General features: G+C 69.2%; 23 protein-coding genes. 14 read left to right on the forward strand and 9 right to left on the reverse strand.

Features of this window, described 5'->3' with window-relative positions; genetic code table 11:
- The first annotated feature begins 3 nt into the window (after positions 1-3).
- The 5 genes from mtrB to secA all read left to right on the forward strand — a co-directional run bounded on the left by mtrB (position 4) and on the right by secA (position 8,022).
- The gene (mtrB, locus tag BN977_RS24555) at positions 4-1,653 is read left to right on the forward strand and encodes an MtrAB system histidine kinase MtrB (protein WP_024454363.1); all 1,650 of its coding nucleotides are present in this window, start codon (positions 4-6) and stop codon (positions 1,651-1,653) included.
- Complete coding sequence (gene lpqB, locus BN977_RS24560) at positions 1,650-3,413, forward strand: MtrAB system accessory lipoprotein LpqB (RefSeq protein WP_024454364.1); 1,764 nt, start codon at positions 1,650-1,652, stop codon at positions 3,411-3,413. The genes mtrB and lpqB overlap by 4 nt, the downstream gene beginning before the upstream one ends.
- A gap of 33 nt (positions 3,414-3,446) precedes the next feature.
- Positions 3,447-4,076 (forward strand): ComF family protein, encoded by a 630-nt coding sequence (locus tag BN977_RS24565; protein WP_036404329.1) that lies wholly within the window; start codon positions 3,447-3,449, stop codon positions 4,074-4,076.
- 302 nt (positions 4,077-4,378) lie between these two features.
- Positions 4,379-5,050 (forward strand): ribosome hibernation-promoting factor, HPF/YfiA family, encoded by a 672-nt coding sequence (gene hpf, locus BN977_RS24570; RefSeq protein WP_024454366.1) that lies wholly within the window; start codon positions 4,379-4,381, stop codon positions 5,048-5,050.
- A 167-nt stretch (positions 5,051-5,217) separates the two neighbouring features.
- A complete protein-coding gene (gene secA / locus BN977_RS24575) occupies positions 5,218-8,022 on the forward strand; it encodes a preprotein translocase subunit SecA (RefSeq protein WP_036402165.1) in 2,805 nt (934 codons plus the stop codon).
- Here the strand turns inward: secA and BN977_RS24580 are convergent.
- Positions 8,019-8,480 carry an Rv3235 family protein gene (locus tag BN977_RS24580; RefSeq protein WP_227456339.1) on the reverse strand — a complete coding sequence of 154 codons (462 nt, stop codon included), beginning with the start codon at positions 8,478-8,480 and terminating at the stop codon, positions 8,019-8,021. The two genes, secA and BN977_RS24580, sit on opposite strands and share 4 nt — an antisense overlap.
- A gap of 250 nt (positions 8,481-8,730) precedes the next feature.
- On the opposite strand from BN977_RS24580, the gene BN977_RS24585 reads away from it, so the two are divergent.
- The 4 genes from BN977_RS24585 (at position 8,731) to BN977_RS24600 (ending at position 13,168) form a co-directional block, all read left to right on the forward strand.
- Positions 8,731-10,140 carry a WS/DGAT/MGAT family O-acyltransferase gene (locus BN977_RS24585; RefSeq protein WP_036402166.1) on the forward strand — a complete coding sequence of 470 codons (1,410 nt, stop codon included), beginning with the start codon at positions 8,731-8,733 and terminating at the stop codon, positions 10,138-10,140.
- Entirely contained in the window at positions 10,140-10,634 is a 495-nt protein-coding gene (locus tag BN977_RS24590) for a DUF6912 family protein (RefSeq protein ID WP_024454370.1), read from the forward strand. Before BN977_RS24585 ends, BN977_RS24590 begins: the two co-directional genes overlap by 1 nt.
- Before the next feature lie 78 nt (positions 10,635-10,712).
- On the forward strand, positions 10,713-11,849 hold the full coding sequence (locus BN977_RS24595) for a ferredoxin reductase (RefSeq protein WP_024454371.1): 1,137 nt from the start codon (positions 10,713-10,715) through the stop codon (positions 11,847-11,849).
- Positions 11,850-11,920: 71 nt separating this feature from the next.
- Positions 11,921-13,168 (forward strand): fatty acid desaturase family protein, encoded by a 1,248-nt coding sequence (locus BN977_RS24600; protein ID WP_024454372.1) that lies wholly within the window; start codon positions 11,921-11,923, stop codon positions 13,166-13,168.
- On the opposite strand, the gene rsgA is transcribed toward BN977_RS24600, so the two are convergent.
- Both rsgA and aroA read right to left on the reverse strand, forming a co-directional pair.
- Positions 13,165-14,151, reverse strand: coding sequence for a ribosome small subunit-dependent GTPase A (gene rsgA / locus BN977_RS24605; protein ID WP_036402168.1), 987 nt, complete (start codon positions 14,149-14,151; stop codon positions 13,165-13,167). The two genes, BN977_RS24600 and rsgA, sit on opposite strands and share 4 nt — an antisense overlap.
- Positions 14,152-14,156: 5 nt before the next feature.
- Complete coding sequence (aroA, locus tag BN977_RS24610) at positions 14,157-15,434, reverse strand: 3-phosphoshikimate 1-carboxyvinyltransferase (RefSeq protein ID WP_407661209.1); 1,278 nt, start codon at positions 15,432-15,434, stop codon at positions 14,157-14,159.
- A gap of 19 nt (positions 15,435-15,453) precedes the next feature.
- Between aroA and BN977_RS24615 the strand changes: the two genes are divergently transcribed.
- Together BN977_RS24615 and BN977_RS24620 are read left to right on the forward strand one after the other, a co-directional pair.
- A complete protein-coding gene (locus BN977_RS24615; protein ID WP_024454375.1) occupies positions 15,454-16,224 on the forward strand; it encodes an SOS response-associated peptidase in 771 nt (256 codons plus the stop codon).
- A complete protein-coding gene (locus BN977_RS24620; RefSeq protein WP_036402171.1) occupies positions 16,221-17,675 on the forward strand; it encodes a DUF7782 domain-containing protein in 1,455 nt (484 codons plus the stop codon). The genes BN977_RS24615 and BN977_RS24620 overlap by 4 nt, the downstream gene beginning before the upstream one ends.
- Positions 17,676-17,689: 14 nt before the next feature.
- Here the strand turns inward: BN977_RS24620 and BN977_RS24625 are convergent, their stop codons facing one another.
- From BN977_RS24625 to BN977_RS24645, 5 genes are read right to left on the reverse strand one after another with little or no spacing between them, the layout of a single operon-like run.
- Positions 17,690-18,469 (reverse strand): class I SAM-dependent methyltransferase, encoded by a 780-nt coding sequence (locus BN977_RS24625; RefSeq protein WP_024454377.1) that lies wholly within the window; start codon positions 18,467-18,469, stop codon positions 17,690-17,692.
- Positions 18,470-18,483: 14 nt separating this feature from the next.
- Positions 18,484-19,635, reverse strand: coding sequence for a chromate efflux transporter (gene chrA, locus BN977_RS24630; protein WP_024454378.1), 1,152 nt, complete (start codon positions 19,633-19,635; stop codon positions 18,484-18,486).
- A 15-nt stretch (positions 19,636-19,650) separates the two neighbouring features.
- Positions 19,651-19,977: a GNAT family N-acetyltransferase gene (locus BN977_RS24635; protein ID WP_024454379.1), complete on the reverse strand. Its 327-nt coding sequence runs from the start codon at positions 19,975-19,977 to the stop codon at positions 19,651-19,653.
- On the reverse strand, positions 19,974-20,828 hold the full coding sequence (locus BN977_RS24640) for an SDR family oxidoreductase (protein ID WP_024454380.1): 855 nt from the start codon (positions 20,826-20,828) through the stop codon (positions 19,974-19,976). The genes BN977_RS24635 and BN977_RS24640 overlap by 4 nt, the downstream gene beginning before the upstream one ends.
- A gap of 9 nt (positions 20,829-20,837) precedes the next feature.
- The gene (locus tag BN977_RS24645; protein ID WP_036402175.1) at positions 20,838-21,329 is read right to left on the reverse strand and encodes an aminoacyl-tRNA deacylase; all 492 of its coding nucleotides are present in this window, start codon (positions 21,327-21,329) and stop codon (positions 20,838-20,840) included.
- Positions 21,330-21,538: 209 nt separating this feature from the next.
- Between BN977_RS24645 and BN977_RS24650 the strand changes: the two genes are divergently transcribed.
- Both BN977_RS24650 and rsrA read left to right on the forward strand, forming a co-directional pair.
- Positions 21,539-22,174 carry a sigma-70 family RNA polymerase sigma factor gene (locus BN977_RS24650; protein ID WP_036402177.1) on the forward strand — a complete coding sequence of 212 codons (636 nt, stop codon included), beginning with the start codon at positions 21,539-21,541 and terminating at the stop codon, positions 22,172-22,174.
- The gene (rsrA, locus tag BN977_RS24655) at positions 22,171-22,482 is read left to right on the forward strand and encodes a mycothiol system anti-sigma-R factor (RefSeq protein ID WP_036402180.1); all 312 of its coding nucleotides are present in this window, start codon (positions 22,171-22,173) and stop codon (positions 22,480-22,482) included. The genes BN977_RS24650 and rsrA overlap by 4 nt, the downstream gene beginning before the upstream one ends.
- 76 nt (positions 22,483-22,558) lie before the next feature.
- Here rsrA and BN977_RS33685 read toward each other — a convergent pair whose 3' ends face one another.
- Complete coding sequence (locus BN977_RS33685; protein ID WP_003882799.1) at positions 22,559-22,651, reverse strand: 50S ribosomal protein bL37; 93 nt, start codon at positions 22,649-22,651, stop codon at positions 22,559-22,561.
- 138 nt (positions 22,652-22,789) lie between these two features.
- On the opposite strand from BN977_RS33685, the gene BN977_RS24660 reads away from it, so the two are divergent.
- Positions 22,790-23,005 (forward strand): biotin/lipoyl-binding carrier protein, encoded by a 216-nt coding sequence (locus BN977_RS24660; RefSeq protein ID WP_024454384.1) that lies wholly within the window; start codon positions 22,790-22,792, stop codon positions 23,003-23,005.
- Positions 23,006-23,011: the final 6 nt, after the last annotated feature.

Below are 23,011 nucleotides of genomic sequence, written 5' to 3' on the forward strand. Positions count from 1 at the left end.
CCAGTGATCTTCGGCTCGCGGCGTCGAGTCCGCAGCCGCTTCCGCGGCTCCGGTCCGGTGGTACGCGGGCTGGGCGCCCTCGGCAGGGCAATCGGTTTCGCGTGGCGACGCTCCCTGCAGTTGCGCGTGGTGAGCCTGACCCTCGGGTTGTCCCTGGCCGTCATCATGGTGCTCGGTTTCGTGCTCACCAGCCAGATCACCGACCGCATCCTGGAAGTCAAGGTGCGGGCCGCCACCGAGCAGATCGAACGTGCCCGCAACACCGTCAGCGGCATCGTCGGCGGTGAGGAGACCCGCTCACTCGACTCCAGCCTGCAGCTGGCACGCAACACCCTGATCGACCGCAAGGTCGACACCGGTGCGGGGCTGGCCGGTGCCTTCGACGCGGTCCTCGTGGTGCCCGGCGACGGGCCGCGGGCGGCCACCGCGGCCGGTCCGGTGCAGCAGATCCCCAAGGAACTGCGCGATTTCGTCAAGGCCGGCCAGGTCAGCTATCAATACGCCACCGCGCACACCGACGGCTTCTCCGGGCCGGCGCTGATCGTCGGCAGCCCCACCTCGTCGTCGGTCCCCAATCTTGAGCTGTACCTGATCTTTCCGTTGACCAACGAGGAATCCACCATCGCGTTGGTGCGCGGCACCATGGCCACCGGTGGCATCGTGCTGCTCGGCCTGCTCGCGGCCATCGCCCTGTTGGTGGCCCGCCAGATCGTGCTGCCGGTGCGCTCGGCATCACGGATCGCCGAGCGGTTCGCCGAGGGGCACCTGTCCGAACGCATGCCGGTCCGCGGCGAGGACGACATGGCGCGACTGGCGGTGTCGTTCAACGACATGGCCGAAAGCCTGCAGCGCCAGATCACCAACCTCGAGGAGTTCGGTAATCTGCAGCGCCGCTTCACCTCCGACGTCAGCCACGAGCTGCGCACCCCGCTGACGACGGTGCGGATGGCGGCCGACCTGATCTACGACCACAGCGAGGACCTGGACCCCGCGCTGCGCCGCTCCACCGAGCTGATGGTCAACGAACTGGACCGCTTCGAGACTCTGCTGGCCGACCTGCTGGAGATCTCCCGGCACGACGCCGGTGTCGCCGAGCTGGCGGTGGAGGCGGTGGATCTGCGCTCGGTGGTGCAGAGCGCACTCGACAACGTGGGGCACCTGGCCGCCGACGCCGGCGTCGAGCTGGACGTCGACATGCCGTTGACCGGGGTGATCGCCGAGGTGGATCCCCGTCGGGTGGAACGCATCCTGCGCAACCTCATCGCCAACGCCATCGACCATGCCGAGCGCAAGCCGGTGCAGATCCGGATGGCCGCCGACGAGGACACCGTCGCCGTCACCGTCCGCGATTACGGTGTCGGCTTGCGCCCCGGCGAGGAGAAGCTGGTGTTCAGCCGATTCTGGCGGTCGGACCCGTCGCGGGTCCGCCGCTCCGGCGGCACCGGACTGGGCCTGGCCATCAGCATCGAGGACGCCCGGCTGCACCAGGGCCGGCTGGAGGCGTGGGGTGAGCCCGGCAAGGGTGCCTGCTTCCGGCTCACCCTGCCGCTGGTGCGTGGCCACAAGGTCACCACCAGCCCATTGCCCCTCAAGCCCGTCGATCAAGCGGGCGCACCGCGCCGGGAACGCGAACCGGCGGGGGAGGGCGTGTGACGCGCCGTCTGCTGGCCGTGCTCTGCGCCGCGGTGCTGGCCCTGTCCGGCTGCGCCGGTGTGCCGAGTTCGTCGTCGCCGCAAGCGATCGGCACCGTCGAGCGTGCCGCACCACCCAGCCTGCCCACCCCGACCCCGGGAATGGACCCCGACGTCCTGCTGCGTGAATTCCTCAAGGCCACCGCCGATCCCGCCAACCGGCACCTGGCGGCCCGGCAATTCCTCACCGAGTCGGCGTCGCGAGGCTGGGACGACGCCGGCAGCGCCCTGCTGATCGACCGGGTGGTATTCGTGGAAACCCGTGGCCCCGAACGGGTTTCGGTGAACATGCGGGCCGACATCCTGGGTTCGCTGTCCGATATCGGAGTCTTCGAGACCGCCGAGGGCGCGCTGCCCGACCCGGGGGCCATCGAACTGGTGAAGACCTCCGGCGGCTGGCGCATCGACAAGCTGCCCAACGGGGTGTTCCTGGACTGGCAGCAGTTCCAGCAGACCTACAAGCGCAGCACCCTGTACTTCTCCGATCCCACCGGTAAGACCGTGGTGCCCGACCCGCGCTACGTCGCGGTCGCCGACCCCGACCAGTTGGCCACCGAACTGGTCACCAAACTGATCACCGGACCGCGCCCCGAGATGGCCCGCACCGTGCGCAACCTGCTGGCCGCCCCGCTGCGTCTGCGCGGGCCGGTGACGCGTGCCGACGGCGGCAAGACGGGGGTGGGGCGTGGCTACGGCGGCGCCCGGATCGACCTGGAGAACCTGTCCACCACCGATCCGCACACCCGGCAACTGCTTGCCGCACAGATCATCTGGACGCTGAACCGGGCCGGGATCAACGGCCCGTACGTGATCAACGCCGACGGCGCGGCGCTGGACGACCGGTTCGCCGACGGCTGGGACACCGCCGACGTGGCGGCCAGCGACCCCGGCGCGGCCGACGGTGCGGCCGCCGGCCTGCACGCCCTGATCGGCGGGTCGATGGTGTCCCTGGACGGCCAGAACGCGCCGCGGGTGCCGGGTGCCTTCGGTCAGACGCCCGGACAGGTGTCGGCGGCGTTGTCGCGCAGCGGCCAGGAGGCCGCGACGGTGGTGGTGTTGCGGCCCGGCGCCCCCGACATGTCCTCGTCGCTGTGGATCGGGCCGCTCGGCGGCAACACCGGCCAGGCCATCGACGGCCGCACCCTGACCCGGCCCACCTGGTCACTCGACGACGCGATCTGGATCGTCGTCGACGGCAACAACGTGGTGCGCGTCCTGCAGGAGGCGGCCTCGGGTCAGCCGGCCCGGATCCCCGTGGACTCGACGGCGGTCGCGACGAAGTTCTCCGGGCCCATCTCCGAGCTGCAGCTGTCCCGCGACGGCACCCGCGCCGCCATGGTGATCAACGGCCAGGTGATCCTGGCCGGGGTCGAGCAGACCCCGGGTGGGCAGTACGCGCTGACCTATCCCCGCCGGCTGGGCTTCGGGCTCGGCGACACCGCGGTGTCGTTGTCCTGGCGCACCGGCGACGACATCGTCGTCACCCGTACCGATACCGCGCATCCGGTGTCCTATGTGAACCTCGACGGGGTGAACTCCGACGGGCCGGCGCAGAACCTGGTCGCGCCGGTGACCACCGTGGCGGCCAACCCGTCCACGGTGTACGTCGCCGACCAGCGCGGGGTGCTGCAGTTGTCGGGCTCGGCGGCCGAGAACGACCTGAACTGGTCCGAGGTGCGCCCGCTGATGGTGGCCGGCGCGCTGCCGGTGTTGCCCGGCTGACGTGTCGGTGCCCGCCGCCAGACTGAACGCATGCTGCTCGACCTGGTGCTGCCCGTCGAATGCGGTGGCTGCGCCGCGCCCGGCACCCGCTGGTGCCCGGTGTGCGACGCCGAGCTGCGCGCCAAGGCCGCCGAACCACGCGTCGTGACACCCCGGCTCGATCCGGGCGTCCCGGTGCTGTCCCTGGGGCGCTACGCCGCGGCGCGCCGGCGGGCCATCGTCGCGGCCAAGGAACACGGCCGGGCCGACCTGATCACGCCGTTGGCGCTCGCGGTGCGCACCGGACTCACGCAGCTGCTCACCTGGGGGCTGTTGGAGACGCCTCTGACCGTCGTGCCGGCACCCACCCGGTGGACCGCCGCGCGCCGGCGCGGGGGTGACCCAGTCGGCCGGGTGGCCCGGCTGGCGACCGCTGGGCTGCCCGGGGTCACCGTCACCCGGTCCCTGCGGCTGGCCGGCTTCGCCAAGGACTCGGTGGGCCTGTCCAGTGCGGACCGACAGCGCAATCTGGCCGGCCGGGTGCGCGTGCGCGTCGCGCCGACGGCCCCCGTGCTGCTGCTCGACGATGTGGTGACCACCGGGGCCACCGCGTGTGCGTCGGTCGCCGCGCTGCAAACCCGCGGCGTGTCGGTGCAGGCGGTGCTGGCGATCGCCAACGCGTGATGACCGGCGGTGACGGGGACGTCGATTGCCGCGAGATGAAGAACTCAAAACAGGTCTGCGAAATTGGTGGCACAGTCAGGTGAACACGGACTACGTTGGGGCCAACCACCCGTGAAGGTTTCACGGCGGCACCCTTCACGGGCGCCCATGCAACCGAGCGGCTGCCAAGAAGCGGTAGGAGGTGAGTAGTCGACACCTTGCGCCGGCGGGCGCCGCTTCTGCACTGCTCCGTCGACGCGTTTCTTTGACATTCCGGGCACGCCGTGCGCGTGCGACACCGCAGGAGAAACGAGTTGTCAAGTATGTCAACCCAATCCGTGCAAACCGATCGCAACACCATGGTTATGGACGAGGACGACGCACCGCGCGTCACCAATGCCGACGTCGTCGTCAAGGGCCGTAACGTCGAGGTTCCCGACCACTTCCGGATATATGTCTCCGAGAAGCTGGCTCGGTTGGAGCGCTTCGACAAAACCATCTACCTGTTCGATGTCGAACTCGACCACGAGAAGAACCGGCGCCAGCGCAAGAACTGTCAGCACGTCGAGATCACCGCGCGCGGTCGCGGGCCCGTGGTGCGCGGCGAGGCGTGCGCGGACAGCTTCTACGCCGCGCTGGAATCGGCGGTCTGCAAACTCGAGAACCGGTTACGCCGCAGCAAGGACCGGCGCAAGATCCACTACGGCGACAAGAGGCCCGTCTCGCTGCACGAGGCCACCGCGGTGATCCCGCAGGAGGAGCTGCCCAGCGAGCCCGAGCCGGCACCCAGTGAGGTGGCCGTCGACGATCATGAGCCCGGCCGGATCGTGCGCACCAAGGAGCATCAGGCCACGCCGATGACCGTCGACGACGCGCTCTACGAGATGGAGCTCGTCGGACACGATTTCTTCCTGTTCCACGACAAGGAGTCCGACCGGCCGTCGGTGGTGTATCGCAGGCACGCCTACGACTACGGCCTCATCAGGCTGGCCTGAGTCCCCATCCCGGCCATATCCGAGCGATATCCAGCACGAGCCCCCGGCGCGCAGCCGGGGGCTCGTTGCGTCATTCGGGTTGCATCTCGCGGGGCAGCCGACGGCGGTCACCTACGATGGACCGCAGTTACCAGCTGAGATTCCAATCCACCCGAAGAGGAAATAGCGTGCTCGAAAAGTTGCTCCGTCTCGGTGAAGGCCGCATGGTCAAGCGCCTGAAAAAGGTCGCTGACTATGTGAACACCTTGTCCGATGACGTGGAGAAGCTGACCGACGCCGAACTCCGTGCCAAAACCGACGAGTTCCGCAAGCGGGTCGCCGACGGAGCCGAGCTCGACGATCTGCTGCCCGAGGCCTTCGCCGTCGCCCGCGAGGCGGCCTGGCGGGTGCTCGGACAGCGCCACTTCGACGTCCAGGTGATGGGCGGCGCGGCATTGCACTTCGGCAACGTCGCCGAGATGAAGACCGGTGAGGGCAAGACCCTCACCGCCATCCTGCCCGCCTACCTGAACGCGCTCGCCGGCAAGGGCGTGCACATCGTCACCGTCAACGACTACCTGGCCAAACGCGATGCCGAGCAGATGGGCCGCGTGCACCGCTTCCTGGGGCTGGAGGTCGGGGTGATCCTGTCCGGCCTGACCCCCGACGAACGGCGGGCGGCGTACGCGGCCGACATCACCTACGGCACCAACAACGAGTTCGGGTTCGACTATCTGCGCGACAACATGGCGCATTCGGTCCCCGAGATGGTGCAGCGCGGCCACAACTTCGCCATCGTCGACGAGGTCGACTCGATCCTGATCGACGAGGCCAGGACCCCGCTGATCATCTCCGGCCCGGCCGACGGCGCCTCGCACTGGTACGCCGAGTTCGCCCGGCTGGCCCCGCTCATGAAGAAGGACGTCCACTACGAGGTCGATCTGAAGAAGCGCACCATCGGTGTGCACGAGATCGGCGTCGAGTTCGTCGAGGACCAGCTCGGCATCGACAACCTGTACGAGGCCGCCAACTCGCCGCTGGTGAGCTACCTGAACAACGCGCTCAAGGCCAAGGAGCTGTTCGAGCGCGACAAGGAGTACATCGTCCGCAACGGTGAAGTGCTCATCGTCGACGAGTTCACCGGCCGTGTGCTGATCGGCCGCCGCTACAACGAGGGCATGCACCAGGCGATCGAGGCCAAGGAGCATGTGGAGATCAAGGCCGAGAACCAGACCTTGGCCACCATCACCCTGCAGAACTACTTCCGGCTCTACGACAAGCTCTCCGGCATGACCGGTACGGCCGAGACCGAGGCCGCCGAGTTGCACGAGATCTACGGCCTGGGCGTGGTGGCCATCCCGACCAACCGGCCGATGATCCGGGTGGACGCCTCCGACCTGATCTACAAGACCGAAGAGGCCAAGTACATCGCCGTGGTCGACGACGTCGTCGAACGCTACGAGAAGGGCCAGCCCGTCCTGATCGGCACCACGTCGGTCGAGCGTTCCGAGTACCTGTCGCGGCAGTTCACCAAGCGGCGCATCCCGCACAACGTGCTCAACGCCAAGTACCACGAGCAGGAGGCGAACATCATCGCCGAGGCCGGCCGCCGTGGCGCCATCACGGTGGCCACCAACATGGCCGGCCGCGGTACCGACATCGTGCTGGGCGGCAACGTCGAGTTCCTCGCCGACAAGCGGCTGCGGGACCAGGGCCTCGACCCGGTCGAGACGCCGGAGGAGTACAACGCGGCCTGGGACGCCACCGTCAAGGCGATCAAGACCGAGGCCAAGGCCGAGGCCGAGGAAGTGATCGCCGTCGGCGGTCTGTACGTGCTGGGCACCGAGCGGCACGAGTCGCGGCGTATCGACAACCAGCTGCGCGGCCGCTCCGGCCGTCAGGGTGACCCGGGCGAGTCGCGGTTCTACCTGTCCCTCGGCGACGAGCTCATGCGCCGGTTCAACGGGGCGACCCTGGAAACCCTGCTGACCCGGCTGAACCTGCCCGACGACGTCCCCATCGAGGCGAAGATGGTGACCCGGGCGATCAAGAGCGCGCAGACCCAGGTCGAGCAGCAGAACTTCGAGGTCCGCAAGAACGTCCTCAAGTACGACGAGGTGATGAACCAGCAGCGCAAGGTCATCTACAAAGAGCGCCGGATGATCCTCGAGGGCGAGAACCTGCAGAAGCAGGCCCACGACATGATGGTCGACGTCATCACCGCCTATGTCGACGGCGCCACCGGCGAGGGCTACGCCGAGGACTGGGATCTGGAGAAGCTGTGGGAGGCGCTCAAGACCCTCTACCCGGTGGGTATCGATCATCACGATCTGCTGGATTCCGATGCCGTCGGCGAACCCGGCGAGCTGACCCGCGACGAACTGCTGGGTGCGCTGATCGAGGATGCCGAGCGGGCCTACGCCGAACGCGAGAAGCAGATCGACGCCATCGGTGGTGAGGGCGCGATGCGGCAGCTGGAACGCAACGTGCTGCTCAACGTGATCGACCGCAAGTGGCGCGAGCACCTCTACGAGATGGACTACCTCAAGGAGGGCATCGGCCTGCGCGCGATGGCCCAGCGCGACCCGTTGGTGGAATACCAGCGCGAGGGTTACGACATGTTCGTCGCCATGCTCGACGGGCTCAAAGAGGAGTCGGTCGGCTTCCTGTTCAACGTGGCGGTCGAGGCGGCTCCGCAGGCACCTGCCCCGCAGGCCACCCCGATGTCCCAGGGGCTGGCCGAGTTCGCGGCCGCGGCGGCGCAGCAGGCGCAGGGACAGGTGGCCACCCAGGAGCGGCCGGCCGGGGTGCAGGCCAAGGGCATCCAGGACGGCGACCGGGCCCCGGCGCTGACGTACTCCGGACCGGCCGAGGACGGCTCTGCCGAGGTGCAGCGGTCCTCCGGTGGCCGCCATGCCGCACCCGAGCCGGGCACCCGCAAGGAACGCCGCGAAGCGGCCCGCCAGCAGGCCCGCCAGTCCAAGCGGCGTTAGCCCACCTGCAGCGCCACCACCTGCCAGCGCCCGGCGACCAGTTCAATGCGGGCCGCGATGACGCGCACCCGCGCACCGCGGGTGTAGCTGGCGAACACCTCGGCGGCGTCGACGCGTTCGGGACCGCATCCGGCGGCCCGGCGCAGCCCCACCCGGCGCAGCACCGCGGCCCCGCCGGGTTGGGGAGTCCGGGCCAGCGCCACCGTCGCATCGACGAGGCCGGGCGCCAGCAGCCCGCGCAACTGCGTGGCCGGCCGCCTGCGGTCGATCACCTCGAGCACGCGGCGCAGCGCCGCGTCGGCGAACGCTCCCGCTGGTGCCGGCACCGGCTCGGCAGGCTCGCTGCGCGGGGCCAACCGCAGATGCGGTGCGGATCTCTTGCGCAGCACCAGGGCCGGGGGCGGGCAGGCGACCGGGCCCAGCGGCGGCGGCTCGCAGTCGATGATCGGCCTCGTCACACACGAGGGGCGAGGTTCGGCGGCGGGATGCGGAAGGGTGGTCACAGTGAGTCTCTCCAAGACGATTCCAGCGCTACGGCACGGACAGGACGCTGCTGGAGAGGCACAGGCATATTGATGATCGCACGGTTGCGGAGGGCTCCCACGCACCTGTGATGCGGCCCCGGGTGCATTGCCGCTAAGTTGACGGTCATTCGTGCGTTTACCTGAACGCCGGGCCGACGGACCAGGGGGGAGGGGCCACACCACGATGGTGACCAGGTTGTCGGCATCGGATGCGGCCTTCTTCCACATGGAGAACACGGCCACCCCGATGTACGTGGGGTCGTTGTCCATCGTGCGTAAACCGCGTGCCGGGCTGAGTTACGAGTCGGTGCTGGAAACCGTGGAGCGCCGGCTGCCGCAGATCCCGCGCTACCGGCAGAAGGTCCGCGAGGTCAGTTTCGGCCTGGCCCGGCCGGTGTGGATCGACGACCGCGACTTCGACATCACCTATCACATCCGGCGTTCGGCGCTGCCGTCCCCGGGCAGTGACGCCCAGCTGCACGACCTGGTCGCCAGGCTGGGTTCGCGGCCGTTGGATAAGACCCGGCCGCTGTGGGAGATGTACATCGTCGAGGGGCTGACGAACAACCGGATCGCCATCTACACCAAATCGCATCAGGCCCTGGTCAACGGGATGTCGGCGCTTGAGATCGGCCACGTGATCGCCGACCGCAGCCAGAAGCCGCCGGAGTTCGGCGAGGACATCTGGATCCCGGCCCGTGAACCGAGCGACACCGCGCTGCTGCTGGGCGCGCTGGGTGAGTGGATCACCCGGCCCACCGCCCAGCTGGCCGCGATGCGCTCGACGGTGACCGAGGTGGCCACCAACGCCGGCGCGCTCGTCGACGTCGGACGCCGGGTCGCCGAGGTGGCCAAGACGGTGGCCCGTGGCACCGCGCCGAACAGCCCGCTCAACACCACCGTCTCGCGCAACCGGCGCTTCACCGTCGCCGGGCACCGCCTGGACGACTACCGGGCGCTGCGGGCCCGCTACGACTGCGACGTCAACGACGTGGTGCTGGCCGTGGTGGCCGGTGCCTTGCGGAACTGGCTGCTGTCGCGGGGCGAGCCGGTGACGGCCACCTCGACGGTGCGCGCGATGGCGCCCAACTCGGTGTACCCGGACGCCGAGATCGACTCGACGGGGCCGGGCCAAGCCATCAGCGAGGTGTCCCCGTTCCTGGTCGACCTGCCGATCGGGGAGGGCAACGCGGTGGTCCGGCTGTCCCAGATCGCGCATGCCACCGAGTCGCATTCCACCGCGGTCAGTCTGGTCGACGCGCGCACCATCGTGACGCTGTCCGGTTTCGCGCCGCCCACCCTGCACGCCATGGGCATCCGGGTCGCCACCAGTTTCTCGGCCCGCCAGTTCAACCTGCTCATCACCAACGTGCCGGGCGCGCAGAAGCAGATGTACATCGCGGGCACCAAGCTCATCGAGACGTATGCGGTGCCCCCGCTGCTGACCAATCAGGTGCTGGCGATCGGCGTGACGTCCTACAACGGCATGCTGTATTTCGGCATCAACGCCGACCGCGACGCGATGAGCGACGTGGACGTCTTTCCGTCGTTGTTGCGAGAGTCCTTGGACGAGTTGTTGGAGGCGGCCCGTTGATGCGCGTGTATGTGCCGGCCACGTTGGCGATGCTGCAACAGTTGATCGCCGACCGGGTGATCCACGCCCGCAGCGGTACGGCGTTCGCGGTCACCCCGACCCTGCGCGAGGCGTACGCGCACGGGGACGACGAGGAACTGGCCGAGGTGGCCCTCGGGGAGGCGGCGTTGGCGTCGCTGAGATTGCTGGCCGGCGGCGTCGGTGACCTGCCGCCGCGCCGCGTCGTGGTGGTGGCCGACGCAGAGGGAGTGACCGTGCGCCCCGACCTCGATGACGCCGTGGTGCGGTTGGCGGGCCCGATCGACTACGACCACATCGTGGCGGTCTACGTCGACAACGCGGCCGCGGAGGAGGCGGTGCTGGCGGCCATCGAGGTGATCGACGCCGCTGACCTCGGCGACGAGGATGCCGAGCTCACCGTCGGGGATGCGCAGGACCACGATCTGGCCTGGTACGCGCCCCAGGAGTTGCCGTTCCTGCTCGAACTGCTGTGACGGTGTCGGGCCGATCACAGGAATAAGTTACCGCCGAGTACTAGATACGGCACCGTAGGTTACGGTACCGTAGGTTGCGTGGCCAAGAGCACCGTCAAGAACACGGCCAATGTTGCCGATACGGTCCGTCCCTCGATTCCGGGGCCGGCGCACTGGAAGACCCTGCGTGCCATCGCGGGCCGGATCACCACCCCGTTGCTGCCCGACGATTACCTGAAGCTGGCCAATCCGCTGTGGTCGGCCCGCGAGTTGCGCGGCAAGGTGGTCGAGGTCCGGCGTGAGACGTCGGATTCGGCGACCCTGGTGATCAAGCCGGGATGGGGCTTCACCTTCGACTACGAGCCCGGCCAGTACATCGGCATCGGGCTGCCGATCGACGGGCGTTGGCGGTGGCGGTCGTACTCGCTGACCTCGCCGCCGGTGACCGGCAGCGGGCGGCGCGCCACCATCAGCATCACCGTCAAGGCGATGCCCGAGGGCTTCCTGTCCACCCACCTGGTGGAGGGTGTCACGCCGGGCACCATCGTCCGGCTGGCGGCACCACAGGGCAATTTCGTGATGCCGGATCCGGCGCCGCCTCAGGTGCTGTTCATCACCGCAGGCTCCGGGATCACCCCGGTCATGTCGATGCTGCGCACCCTGGCCCGGCACGGCCAGATCACCGATGTCGTCCACGTGCACTCGGCCCCCACCGAAGCCGACGTGTTGTTCGCGGCCGAACTGGCCACCCTGCACGAGACGCATCCCAGCTACCGGCTGATCGTGCGGACCACTCGGACGCAGGGTCGGCTGGATCTGCTGCGGCTCGGCGAGGTGGTGCCCGATTGGCGGGACCGTCAGGTGTGGGCGTGTGGCCCGGAGGGCATGCTCGATGATGCCGAAAGGATCTGGACCGCAGCCGGATTGGGCGAGAAGCTGCACCTGGAGCGGTTCGCGGTCTCGCGGGCGGCGCCGCACGGCACCGGCGGCGCGGTGACCTTCGAGCGCAGCGGCAAGACCGTGCAGGCCGACGCGGCGACGTCGTTGATGGAGGCCGGCGAGGGCGCCGGTGTCCGGATGCCGTTCGGCTGCCGGATGGGCATCTGCCAGTCCTGCGTCGTCGGCTTGTTGGACGGACACGTGCGCGATCTGCGCACGGGCGTCGAACACGAACCGGGAACGCGTGTGCAGACGTGTGTCTCGGCGGCGTCCGGCGATTGTGTGCTGGACGCATAACTGTTTACCCGGAGCTAACCTACGGTAGCGTAGGTTACGCTAGAGTAGGAAACGGATAGGAGGGTTGACCAGTGGCTATTACCGATGTGCCGGCGTTCGCACACTTGACTGAAGCCGATATCGAGAGCCTGGCCGTCGAACTCGACGCGATCCGGCAGGACATCGAGGACTCCCGCGGCGAGCGCGACGCACGCTATATCCGCCGCACCATCGCCGCCCAGCGCGCGCTCGAGGTGGCGGGCCGGGTGATGCTGGCCGCGAGTTCGCGGCGCTCCGCCTGGTGGGCCGGTACGGCGACCCTGGGCGTGGCCAAGATCATCGAGAACATGGAGATCGGCCACAACGTCATGCACGGCCAGTGGGATTGGATGAACGATCCCGAGATTCACTCCTCGACGTGGGAGTGGGACATGAACAGTGCCTCCAAGCACTGGCGCTTCACCCACAACTTCATGCACCACAAGTACACCAACATCCTCGGCATGGACGACGATGTGGGCTACGGCCTGCTGCGCGTCACCCGCGATCAGCGGTGGAAGCCGTTCAACGCCTTCAACCTTCTCTACAACACCGCCCTGGCGATGTTGTTCGAGTGGGGCGTCGGACTGCAGCACCTGGAGCTCGGCAAGATCGCCAAGGGCCGTGACGACCGCAAGGCCACCATGGAGCGGCTCAAGGAGTTCGGCACCAAGTCCGCGCAGCAGCTGTTCAAGGACTATGTGGCCTACCCGGCGTTGACGTCGTTGTCGCCGGCCGCGACCTACAAGTCCACCGCGCGAGCCAACTTCTGGGCCAACGTGATTCGCAATGTCTGGGCCAACGCCGTGATCTTCTGCGGCCATTTCCCGGACGGTGCGGAGAAGTTCACCAAGACCGACATGGTCGGGGAGACCCGTGGTGAGTGGTACCTGCGCCAGATGCTGGGCAGCGCGAACTTCCGCAACGGTCCGGTGTTGCGCTTCATGAGCGGCAACCTGTGCCACCAGATCGAGCACCACATCTACCCGGACCTGCCCAGCAACCGGCTCTATGAGGTGTCGCTGCGGGTGCAGGCGGTGTGCGAGAAGTACGACCTGCCCTACACCACCGGTTCGTTCCTGGTGCAGTACGCCAAGACGTGGCGCACCATCGCGAAGCTGTCGTTGCCGAACAAGTATCTGCGCGACACCGCCGACAACGCCCCGGAGACCCGCAGTGAGCGGATGTTCGACGAGCTCGAAGGTTTCGGGGTCGAGGACCCGGCCACCGGCCGGCGTCGCGGCCTGAAGACCGCCATCGCGACCGTGCGAGGGTGGCGCCGGGACAAGCGCGCCGCCTAGTAGGCGGGCTCTTTGAGGGTGGCCAGCAGCCGCCGCGCCGCGGTCACCCGCGCCGCGGCGGCGCCGGTCAGCTCGTCCAGCGCGCATTCCGGGTCGGCGGGCGGGCCCATGTGGCCGCACCCGCGCGGGCAGTCCTGCACCGCCTCGGCCAGATCCGAGAAGGCCTGCACCACGTCGTCGGGCGCGATGTGCGCCAGCCCGAACGACCGCACGCCGGGCGTGTCGATCACCCAGCCGGACTCCCGCAGCGGCAGGGCGATCGACTGCGTCGACGTGTGCCGGCCCTTGCCCACCCCGGTCACCTCGCCGGTGGCCCGGTCTGCTTCGGGCACAAGGCGATTCACCAGTGTCGACTTCCCGACACCGGAATGCCCCAGCAGCACCGTCACCTTGCCGGCCAGCATCGGTGCCACCACGTCCAGTGGGTCGTCGCGTCCGGCGGTCACCACCGTCAGGTCCAGGTCGATGAACTGGGCGGCGAACGGTTCCGCCGGCGCGAGGTCCGATTTGGTGAGGCACAGGATCGGTTCCAGCCCACCGGCGTAGGCGGCGATCAAGGCCCGCTCCACGAACCCGGTGCGGGGCGGCGGGTCGGCCAGGGCCACCACGATGAGCAGCTGATCGGCGTTGGCGACCACCACCCGTTCGGTGGGGTCGGTGTCATCGGCCGTGCGGCGCAACACCGTTCGGCGCTCCGCACGGCGCACGATGCGTGCCAGCGTGTCGGCCCGTCCGGACAGGTCGCCCACGATCCCGACCTCGTCGCCGACCACGATCGGGGTGCGGCCCAGTTCCCTGGCCCGCATCGCGGTCACGTGGCGGTCCGGGTCGCCGTCGAGGGCACACCCCCACCGGCCGCGGTCCACCGTGACAACCATCGCCTCGGCGGCGTCGGCATGGTCGGGGCGATTCTTGGTGCGCGGCCGCGACCCCTTGCCCGGGCGCACCCGGACATCGGACTCGTCGTAGTCGGCCGCTCTCAAATCCGCTATCCCCGGTCGTCCAACAGCATTTCGGTCCACATGCCGGGAAAGTCCGGCAGGGTCTTGGCCGTCGTACCGATGTCCTCGACCGTCACGCCGGGCACCCGCAACCCGATGATCGCACCCGCGGTGGCCATCCGGTGGTCGGCGTAAGAATGCCAGGTGCCGCCGTGCAACGGGACGGCCGTGATGACCAGACCGTCGGACGTCTCGGCGCACTGCCCGCCCAGGCCGTTGATCTCGGCGCTCAGCGCGGCCAGCCGATCCGTCTCGTGGCCCCGCAGATGCGCGATGCCGCGCAGGGTGGACACCGATCCCTCGGTGGCCAGCGCGGCGAGCGCGGCGATGGACGGGGCCAATTCACCGACATCGTGCAGGTCCACGTCGATGCCACCGTAGGACGGCGCGCCTTGCACCTCCAGATGTGTTTCCTTCTGCACCGCAATGACACCGAGTCGGGCCAGCAGGCCGAGGATGACCTCGGCGGGCTGGATGCTCACCGCGGGCCACCGGTCGATCCGCACGGTCCCGCCGGTGACCGCCGCCGCCGCCAGGAACGGCACGGAGTTGGACAGGTCGGGCTCGATGTCCCAGTGCCGGGCCGCGACCGTGCCCGGCTCGACACGCCACCGGTTGGGCAGCGAATCATCCACGGTTACACCGGCATCGCGCAACATCGACACCGTCATCCCGATATGCGGGGCCGAGGGGACCGAGTCGCCGGTGTGCACCACGGTCAGCCCGTCCCGGAAGGTCGCGCCGGCCAGCAGCAGGCCCGAGACGAACTGCGACGACCCGGAGGCGTCGATATGCACTTCGCCACCGTCGGCACCGCCGTGCCCGAGCACCCGGAACGGCAGACCGTCACCGTCGATGCGCACGCCGACATCCCGCAACCCGTTCAGCAGCGGGGCGATCGGCCGGGCCCGCGCCTGCTCGTCGCCGTCGAAGGTCACCGTTTCGGCGCCCAGGGCGGCCACCGCGGGAACGAACCGCAGCACCGTGCCGGCCAGCCCGCAGTCGATCCGGGTGCCGGGTGCCGGGGCGATGGTCCCACCGATGGTCAGGTCGGTGTCGCCGGTGACGGTCAGGCCGAGGGCCTGCAGCGCGCCGATCATCAGGTCGGTGTCCCGGCTGCGCAGCGCGCCACCCACGGTCGACTCGCCCTGCGACGCGGCCAGCGCGGCCAGGATCAGTGCCCGGTTGGTCAGCGATTTGGACCCGGGCACCGTCACGGTGGCGTTCACGGGTTCGGAAGTCGACGGTGCCGGCCAGTCAGTCACGACCTCTATCCTGCCTGGTATGTGTGGGCGATTTGCGGTGACCACCGACCCGGCGCTGCTGGCCGAGAAAATCAAGGCGCTCGACGAGACCGTCGCGGCCGCCAAAGAGGGCGGTTCCGACTACACCCCCAACTACAACGTGGCACCCACCACGACCATCAGCACCGTGGTCAAACGACACACGCAACCCGACGACGAGTCCACCCGCCGCCTGCGCTCGATGCGCTGGGGACTGATCCCGCCGTGGGCCAAGACCACCGCCGAGGGCGGGCCCGAGACCAAGGGCCCGCTGCTGATCAACGCCCGCGCCGAGACGTTGACCACCTCGCCGGCGTTCCGCGGGTCGGCCAAGAGCAAGCGCTGCCTGGTGCCGATGGACGGCTGGTACGAATGGCGGCCCAACCCGGCCGCCGACGGTAAGAAGGCCACCAAGACGCCGTTCTACATGTACGCCGGTGACGGTGAACCGCTGTTCATGGCGGGGCTGTGGTCCACCTGGCGGCCCAAAGATGCCGCCAGGGACAGCGCGCCGCTGCTCAGCTGCACCATCATCACCACCGACGCCGCCGCCCAACTCGCCGACATCCACGACCGGATGCCGCTGACCATCAGCGAGGCCGACTGGGATCGCTGGCTGGACCCGGACGCGCCGATCGACGAGGGACTGCTGCGCGGGCACGGCGACCTGGACCGCATCGAGATCCGCGAGGTGTCCCGGCTGGTGAACAGCACCCGCAACAACGGTCCCGAGTTGATCGAGGCCGCCCAGCCCGAGCCGGGTCTGTTTTGAACGACGACGTCGTCGACGCCCTCGGCGCGGACCTGCGGGCGGCCGGCTACACCGTCGACGGGGTGGCCGAACTGCTCGGCCCCGACGCCCACGCCGCCCTCGGCCGGGGTGTGTGGTGGCCGGCCCTGCGTGCCTGCGACGCCGCCGGGGGACCGTTGGCCACCCTGGTGCGGTTGTTCCTCCTCGGCGCCGACGAGAGCCCGCAGCGGGCCGCCGAGGCGTTCCCGACGGCGGGCTTGGCCGCGTTGACGGCGGACGGCGTGCTGGAGGACACGGGCGAGACGGTGCGCGCGATCCTGGACATCCGGCCCTACAGCGACTTCCTCGTGGTCTCCGATCAGGATGCCGCCCTGCGCAGCGGCCCGCTGCACCGTGATCACGTGCTCGGCATCGGCGGCGCCTCGATCTCCCTGGCCCGTGCCGTGGTCCGTACGCCGGCGCGGCGTGCCCTGGACCTCGGCACCGGTTGCGGTGTGCAGGCCCTGCACCTGGATGCTCATTGCGAGCAGATCGTGGCCACCGACACCAACGAACGCGCGCTGGCGCTGGCCGCGGCCACCGCCCGGCTCAACGGCATGTCCTGGGATCTGCGCCACGGCAGTCTGTTCGAGCCGGTGGCGGGGGAGCGGTTCGACCTCATCGTGTCCAACCCGCCGTTCGTGGTGGGCGCCGGCGACATGGACTACATCTACCGCGACTCCGGGGTGGCCGGAGACGGCTTGTGCCGCAGCATCGTCGAACAGGTCGCCGACCACCTCAACCCCGGTGGCACCGCGCACATCATGGCCAACTGGATCGTGCGCGGGGACGATTGGCGCACCCGGGTGCGGGACTGGCTGGCGGGCACCGGTCTGCACGCCTGGGTGGTACAGCGTGAGCTCGCCGACCCGGTCAGCTACGTCGCGCTGTGGCTGGCCGACGCCGGCGAGCCGACGGAACAGGCCGCGCAGCGCGGCGGTGCGTGGCTGGACTGGTTCGCCGAGCAGGGCATCACGGGTATCGGCATGGGGTTGATCTCGTTGCGGGTGCCGGCTGCCGGTGAACGCCCGGAACATACGTGCGAGGAAATTCTCGACGAGCCGGTCACCGGGCCGGAGGTCGACGCCTTCTTCGCGCGCCGCGCGTTCCTGCGGCACACCACCGACGAGGAGCTGCTGGCCGCCCGATTGTCCACGGCCCCGGTGCTTTTGGAGGAGCAGTCGCTGCCCGGTGAGCACGGCTGGCAGCAGATCGGTGCGGCGGTGCGCCGCCCCGGCGGGCCTGCCGCGGTGATCGGCGTCGACGAGGTGCTGCGCGCCCTGCTGGCGGGCTGCCGCGGTGAGGTACCGCTGGGCGCGTTGATCGACCTGCTCGCCGCCCATCACGGGGTCGACGCCGGCGCGCTCGCTGAGGCCGCGCTGCCGGAGATCCGCACCGCCATCGGCCGCGGAATCCTCTATCAGGCCGACTGACGCCGCGCCGGTGTTCAATTGCTCCTCGCGTGCGCGGTGACGACCGCGTAGGGGGCGCCGAACTCGACCCCGCCCGGACCGGCGTACGCGGCGAAGGCCGCCTCGAAGGCGCCCACCAGCCGGGCGCGGGTCCCGTCGTCGAGCCGGGCCAGGATGTCCAGGTGCATGGGCGATTCCCGGGTGATGAGGTCCACCGCCTGTTCCACGGACGCGAATCGCCAAGGGTGCACACCGTTTTCGATGGTGACATCGGTGAAGTCGGCGGCCAGCCGGGACCGCGCGGTATCCGGGTCACCCCACTGATCCGGGCCGTACGGCGCCGGCGGCGGCGGGCCGAGCACCTCCAGGATCGGCGTGTAGAACGGGTTGTCGGCATCGCGCACCCAGGTGGAGAATCCGAGCACCCCGCCCGGGCGCAGCAACCGGGCCAGTTCGGCGACCATGGCGACGGGCTCCACGAAGATGATGCCCATATTCGACACGGCCGCATCGAAACTCGCATCGGCCAGGCCGGTGGCGCTGGCATCGGCGGCCACCCAGCGCACCGCGTCGCCACCGGGCTTCTCGGCGGCGATGGCCAGCAACTCCGGGGTGATGTCCACGCCGGTCACGCGGGCGCCGGCGGCCGCGGCGGCCAGCGCCGCGTTGCCGGTGCCGCAGGCCAGGTCCACCAACTCGGCCCCGGACAGTGGGAGCCGGGCACCGACCGCGGTGAGCACCTCGGCGGCGATGGGCGCGATACGTTCGGCGACGGATTCATACCGCCCCGCGGACCAGATCGACGAGTTGGGCACGGCCCCAGCCTAGGTCAGCCGACCGGCAGTCCGACCAGATACGCACCGATGCCCAGGGCCGCCGCGCCGATCAACGTGCTGACCACGCCGCGGCGGGCCACCAGCAGCGCCACCGCGGCCAGCGCCAGCACGCCGAACTGCCACAGGTGCTGGGCGGCCAGCGCCAACGGCACCGCCGAGCCGGTGATGGCACCGATGACGGCCGGCCCGGCGCCGGTCAGGAAGGCCTGCACGTACCGGTTCGCGCGCAGTGCGTCGAAATGCCTGCCGCCGCCGATCACCATGACGAACGACGGGCCGAACGCGACCAGAGCCGCCAGCAGGGCACCGCCGACGCCCGCGGCCGCGTAACCCACCACCGCCACGGTGTGCAGCACCGGCCCGGGGGTGATCTGGCCGAGGGCCACCGCGTTGAGGAACTCGGCGTCGGTCATCCAGTGATGCCGGTGCACGGCGTCGTCCTGCATCAGCGGGATGATGACGAACCCGCCGCCGTAGGACAGCGCACCCACCTTGAACGCCGTCCACACCAGGGCCGGTATCCCGGCCAGCGCCGGGGCCGCGGCCAGCAGCACCGGCCAGGCCTGCGCGCCGGCCCGTGACGGGGCGATGCGGGCCGCGATCTCCAGCACCCCGGCGGCGATCAGCACCAGCACCAGCCACGGGCCGGTCAGGGCCGCGGCGACCGCACCGGCGATGAAATAGCCGATCCAGCGGATCCTGGGCCAGGGCGTCGCACCGGCCCGTCGCCAGCTGGAGGGGATCAGCCCGACGGCGGCGTGCAGCGCGACGGCCGCCACCGCCGCGCCGGCCCCGGCGGCTGCGCCCCGCGCCCAGCCGGGCGCACCGCCGGACAGGAAGAACGCCGCCAGCGCCAGGATGACGACCAGCCCGGGCAGGATGAACGCCAGCCCGCCGACGAGTGCGCCGCGCACGCCGCGCAGACGCCAGGCGGTGTAGATGGCCAGCTGCGTCGACGCGGGACCGGGCAGCAGGTTCATGGCCGCGATGGCGTCCTCGAACTCGTCGGCGTCCAGCCACCGCCGCCGCTGCACACACAGTTCGCGCAGCATCGCGATATGGGTCGGTGGCCCACCGAAACCCAGACAGCCGATCCGGCCCCACTGTGCGGTGATCGTCGTCAGCGGCACCAGGCGCTCGGCCACAGGCGTCCCTTCGGGTCAGCGTTTGCGCACCAGCTCGACTGCCGCCTCGGTCACCGCGTCCACCGCAGCGGCGTAGGTTTCGTCGTCGGGGTGCTTCTTCACGAAGCTTTCCACAAACGGACACAGCGGCACGATGCGCAGTCCCGCGTCGGCGGTCTCACGCAGCGCTTGCCGAATCAGCGTGCTGGCCAAGCCTTTACCGCCGAACTGCTCGCCGATCTCGGTGTGGAAGAAGATCCGCTGCCCGCCATGATCCAGATATTCGGCGAAGCCGGCCAGCTCGTCGCCGTAGTACACCTCGAACCGCGACAACTGTTCAGCCAGAACCACCCTGGCGTTCATCCGCGGTATCCCGGCGGGTTCGGGGTGTCCACCCACAGGTCGACGCCGAGGTCCGAGCCGGGCACGCAGTCGTACACGGACAGGTCGGTGACCCCGGAGTCCAGCAGCACGTCCTCGCACAGCAGACTCTGCCCGGTGTACTCGCGGGCGGGTTTGGTGAAGATCGCGTACGCCGCATCCGCGTACACCTCGGGTTTGCGGGCCTTGGCCATCGCCTCGTCGCCGCCCAGCAGATTCTGCACCGCGGCGGTGGCGACCAGGGTGCGCGGCCACAAGGTGTTCGACGCAATCCCAGCCTCGCGCATCTCCTCGGCGATGCCCAGCGCACACAACGTCATGCCGAACTTCGCCATCATGTAGGCCGTCGGCTTGAGCCACTGCGATTCCAGCCGCAACGGTGGCGACAGGGTCAGGATGTGCGGGTTGGCGCGGCCCTTCATGTGCGGGATACAGGCCTGCGACACCGCGTACGTGCCGCGGATCTGGATGCCGTTCATCAGGTCGAACCGCTTGAGCGGCACTTCCTCGATGGAGCCCAGGTTGATCGCCGAGGCGTTGTTGACGCACAGGTCGATACCGCCGAACCGCTCGACGGTCTGGGCCACCGCCGCCGCCACCGAGTCGCCGTCGCGGACGTCACCGACGATGGGCAGCGCCTGCCCGCCGGCCTCCTCGATCTCCTTGGCCGCGGTGTAGACGGTGCCCTCGAGTTTGGGATGCGGTTCGGCGGTCTTGGCCAGCAGCGCGATATTGGCGCCGTCGGCGGCGGCCCGCTTGGCGATGGCCAGCCCGATACCGCGGCTGGCGCCGGAGATGAACATGGTCTTCCCGGATAGTGGCGCTTCAGTCATGGGTGCACCCTATGCCGCGCGGATATCGGCGATCACGGCGTTGGTGGCAGCGACCAGATCCTGCGGGGCCAGCGCCACGTCCCAGCCCCGCTTGCCCGCGCTGCACAGCACCCGGTCCCACTCCAGCGCCGAGGCGTCGACCACGGTCGGCAGCGCCCGCCGTTGCCCCAGCGGCGAGATGCCGCCCAGCACGTAGCCGGTGGAGCGTTCGGCCGCGGCCCGGTCGGCCATGGTCACCTTGGCGAAGCCCAGTGCCGCCGCGGCCGCCTTGAGCGACAGTTTCGACGGCACCGGCAGCACCGCCACCGCGAGATCGCGGCCGGCGGCCACCACCAGGGTCTTGAAGATCTGCGCCGGGTCCAGCCCGTGCGCGGCGGCCAGCTGGTCGACGGCCTCCGCGCCGAACGAGTCGGCGCGCGGGTCGTGCTCGTACCTCAGGATCTCGTGCTCGACGCCGGCGCCGACGAGGGCCGCGATCGCCGGGGTCGCTGCGCGTGTCACCGGGCCAGCCTAGTGCCGGGAATGACCAACCCAGGTACCGGCGTTACTGCAGGTGCGACGGGGCGCAACAGCCGCCGGCGAGATTTGTCGGCGTCAACCTCTAGGATCGTGGAAGGAGTTTCTCAGTGTCAACGGCATGCCTGGAACGTCCGGCGTACTTGCTGGAGCCGTTCGGCCGTGCCGAGAGGGAAGGGATGGGTCCAGTCACGATGACCGATATAGACGAGGCCGCACCCGCCCCGACCGAAGAGACCGACGCCGAACTCACCGCCCGCTTCGAACGCGACGCCATCCCGCTGCTGGACCAGCTCTACGGTGGCGCGCTGCGGATGACGCGTAACCCCGCCGATGCCGAGGACCTGGTGCAGGAAACCATGGTCAAGGCGTATGCCGGGTTCCGGTCGTTCCGTGAGGGCACGAATCTGAAGGCGTGGCTCTACCGCATCCTGACGAACACCTACATCAACAACTACCGCAAGAAGCAGCGTCAGCCGTCGGAGTATCCGACCGACGAGATCACCGACTGGCAGCTGGCGTCCAATGCCGAGCACAGCTCGACGGGTTTGCGGTCCGCGGAGGTGGAGGCGCTGGAAGCGCTGCCGGACAGCGAGATCAAGGATGCTCTGCAAGCATTACCTGAGGAATTCCGGATGGCGGTCTACTACGCCGATGTCGAGGGATTCCCGTACAAGGAGATCGCGGAAATCATGGAAACCCCGATCGGGACGGTGATGTCTCGACTGCACCGAGGCCGCAAGCAACTGCGTGACCTGCTGGCCGATGTCGCACGTGACCGCGGATTCATGCGCGGTGGGCAGCTCGCCAGCGAGGAGGTCTCGTCATGAATGACGAGTTCACCCGCAACGACGAGCACACGTTCGTCCCTCCCGTCGGCCCGGTCGACCCCGACCATCCCGAGTGCGCCGCGGTGATCGCCGAGGTGTGGACGCTGCTCGACGGCGAATGCACCCCGGAAACCAGGGACAAGCTGCGGCATCACCTCGACGAATGCCCGACCTGCCTGCGTCATTACGGGGTCGAGGAGCGGGTCAAGAAAATGATCGCCGCCAAATGCGGCGGCGAGAAGGCCCCGGACACCCTCCGCGCCCGGCTGCGGCTGGAGATCAGCCGCACCACCATCATCAGGGGCTGAGCCAACCCCTGTCACCAGACGCATACGAAACCGCCCGGACTCCTGTGAGTCCGGGCGGTTTCGTATGCGTATCTGCTCAGCGCACAGACTTCGAGCCGGCGTTGGGCCGCTTGCCGTGGTTGGCCTTGCTGTGCTTCCGATCGCGCTTCTTGCGGCCTCGCTTGGCCATGGCTTTACCTTCTTTCCAGATTGACTACCGTCGACGCTTGCCTAGATTGTCTCACGGCGCAGGCGGTGCTCTGTCCACCGCATGGTGTGGTTCGATAGAACCCTCAACAGCAGTGCTCGCCGGAGGAGTGGGGTGAAGATGGCCGAGGATGTGCGCGCCGAAATCGTGGCCAGTGTGCTCGAGGTCGTCGTGAAGAAGGGCGATCAGATCGGCGAAGGCGACACCCTGGTGCTGCTGGAGTCGATGAAGATGGAAATCCCGGTGCTGGCCGAGGTCGCGGGCACCGTCACCGAGGTCAGTGTGGCCGTCGGCGACGTCATACAGGCCGGCGACCTCATCGCAGTCATCAGCTAGCGGCTC

The organism is Mycolicibacterium cosmeticum (assembly GCF_000613185.1).
In the GTDB taxonomy this organism is placed as follows: domain Bacteria; phylum Actinomycetota; class Actinomycetes; order Mycobacteriales; family Mycobacteriaceae; genus Mycobacterium; species Mycobacterium cosmeticum.

Excerpts from the sequence above, each read along its gene's own strand:
- hpf (WP_024454366.1), top strand. The coding sequence starts at position 4,379 with ATGTCAACCCAATCCGTGCAAACCGATCGCAACACCATGGTTATGGAC.
- BN977_RS24585 (WP_036402166.1), top strand. The coding sequence starts at position 8,731 with ATGGTGACCAGGTTGTCGGCATCGGATGCGGCCTTCTTCCACATGGAG.
- BN977_RS24590 (WP_024454370.1), top strand. The coding sequence starts at position 10,140 with ATGCGCGTGTATGTGCCGGCCACGTTGGCGATGCTGCAACAGTTGATC.
- BN977_RS24615 (WP_024454375.1), top strand. The coding sequence starts at position 15,454 with ATGTGTGGGCGATTTGCGGTGACCACCGACCCGGCGCTGCTGGCCGAG.
- BN977_RS24635 (WP_024454379.1), bottom strand. The coding sequence starts at position 19,977 with ATGAACGCCAGGGTGGTTCTGGCTGAACAGTTGTCGCGGTTCGAGGTG.
- BN977_RS24640 (WP_024454380.1), bottom strand. The coding sequence starts at position 20,828 with ATGACTGAAGCGCCACTATCCGGGAAGACCATGTTCATCTCCGGCGCC.
- BN977_RS24650 (WP_036402177.1), top strand. The coding sequence starts at position 21,539 with ATGACCGATATAGACGAGGCCGCACCCGCCCCGACCGAAGAGACCGAC.
- rsrA (WP_036402180.1), top strand. The coding sequence starts at position 22,171 with ATGAATGACGAGTTCACCCGCAACGACGAGCACACGTTCGTCCCTCCC.
- BN977_RS33685 (WP_003882799.1), bottom strand. The coding sequence starts at position 22,651 with ATGGCCAAGCGAGGCCGCAAGAAGCGCGATCGGAAGCACAGCAAGGCC.
- BN977_RS24660 (WP_024454384.1), top strand. The coding sequence starts at position 22,790 with ATGGCCGAGGATGTGCGCGCCGAAATCGTGGCCAGTGTGCTCGAGGTC.